At 47.4% G+C, this 1,976-nt stretch carries 1 protein-coding gene and 1 pseudogene; both read left to right on the top strand.

Features of this window, described 5'->3' with window-relative positions; genetic code table 11:
- The coding region (locus tag KDK19_RS06545; RefSeq protein WP_257291594.1) for an ABC transporter substrate-binding protein at nt 1–1,455 on the top strand (1,455 nt) is incomplete at its 5' end.
- A 43-nt stretch (nt 1,456–1,498) separates the two neighbouring features.
- A pseudogene (locus KDK19_RS06540) lies at nt 1,499–1,976 on the top strand (ABC transporter permease); the annotation flags it as partial.

The following is a 1,976-nucleotide window of genomic DNA, read 5'->3' as shown; positions in this document are numbered from 1 at the left end:
ATCAAAGGCATCTACCCCCAGTTTTCCTACTGGCTGGCCATGCACTTTTTTGCCCCCATCCCCTGGGAAGCGGATCGCTTCTATAACAACCCCGGCTTCAAAGACAACAACCTGACTCTGGATTGGTATCCAGTCGGCACAGGTGCCTATATGATGACAAGGAATGACCCTAACAGGGAAATCATTCTGGAACGAAATCCTAACTTCAGGGATGATTTTTATCCCACCGAAGGAGCCCCCGGTGATAAAGAGGCAGGATTGCTTGCTGATGCTGGAGCAAAGGTACCTTTCATAGATAAAGCCATTTACAGTCTGGACAAAGAAGTTTTGCCTATGTGGACCAAATTCCTGCAGGGTTATTACGACCGCTCAGGAGAAAACCACGGCAACGTCACCCAAAACTTTGACCAGGCCTTGACCATCGGGCCAGAGGGAGTGGAGCTTACCGCAGAGATGCAAGGTAGAGAAATCACTCTGTCCCAGGATGTTAAGCCTGCAGTCTACTATATGGGCTTCAATATGCTGGACGATGTCGTGGGTGGTTACTCCACGGAAAAGCAAAAGCTGCGTCAGGCTATCTCCATTGCCTGGAATTCTGAAGAATATATAGAAATATTCCGAAACGGCTCCGCCATTCCTTTCATGGGGCCCATTCCTCCCGGTATTGAGGGCTCTCTGAAAGGAGAAGCAGGCATCAACACCTACACTCACGACTGGAAAAATGGCAAGGCCGTTCGCAAAAGCATTGAATACGCCAAACAGCTTTTGACTGAAGCTGGCTATCCAAATGGTCGAGATGCCAAAACAGGTAAACCTTTGAAGCTCTATCTGGATGTTCAGGCGCAAGCCACCAGCAAAAGCCTTGAAGACTGGCAAAAACGCCAACTCAAAAAGCTCGGCATTGAGTTAGAGCTCAGAGCGACAGACTGGAATCGCTATAAAGAGAAAATGAGCACAGGTAACCACCAAATGTTCTCCTATGGCTGGTTGGCCGATTACCCTGATCCCGAGAATTTTCTGTTCTTGCTTTATGGCCCTCAAAGCCCTGTCGCCTGTCAATGCGACGGCAACAACAATGCCAACTATGACAATCCTGACTATAACAAGCTTTACAAGCAGATGAAGACTATGCAACCCGGTCTGGAGCGTAATCAGTTAATCGCCGAAATGTTGGATCAGGTTCGTGCCGATGTTCCCTGGTTTACCGGCGAATACCCGAGGGAGTATTACTTGAATAACCAGTGGGTTTCTAATACCAAACGGCATGGCATCTCCAAGGCTACCCTTAAATACCTGAAGATCGATTCAGAAGTGAGAAAACAAAAACAGGCTGAATGGAACCAACCCAATCTTGTTCCTCTGCTGGCAGGCATGGGTATTTTTGTCGCCTGGTTTGTTCCTGCGATTCGCGCCTATAGACGACGACAGAAGCTGGTCATAAATACCGACAAGTAATAAAAGGCTGAAGAATAATTTTCAGGTTTAAGGACGTTCTACCATGCTTGCTTATATTATCAGACGACTGATTTACGCCATTCCTATTCTTATGGGTGTCAATCTGATTACTTTTTTACTTTTCTTTGTGGTGAACACCCCTGACGATATGGCACGGGCTCAGCTGGGTGATAAATACGTCACTGGCGAAGCCATTGAACTCTGGAAAGAGACTAATGGTTACCACCAGCCCCTGTTCTTCAACGATAAAGAGGAAGGCCTGACAGCACTGACAGAAACCATCTTTTTCAACAAATCCATCAGCCTTTTCACCTTTGACTTTGGACAGTCTGAAAGTGGACGGGATATTACCAGCGATGTTTCCCAGCGCGTGTGGCCCAGCGTCATGTTTGCCCTGCCAACACTCCTTATCGGGCTCTGGGTCAACATCTGCATAGCCCTGTTAGTGGTTATGTTTCGCAATGCCGGGCTTGAGAAAGCATTTGTTATCTCTTTCGTTGGCTTGATGTCTGTCTCTTACC

The organism is Endozoicomonas sp. ONNA1 (assembly GCF_024606325.1).
Classification (GTDB): domain Bacteria; phylum Pseudomonadota; class Gammaproteobacteria; order Pseudomonadales; family Endozoicomonadaceae; genus Endozoicomonas_A.
Note: the sequence above shows the minus strand (reverse complement) of the source record. Positions and strands in the feature narration are given on the sequence as shown.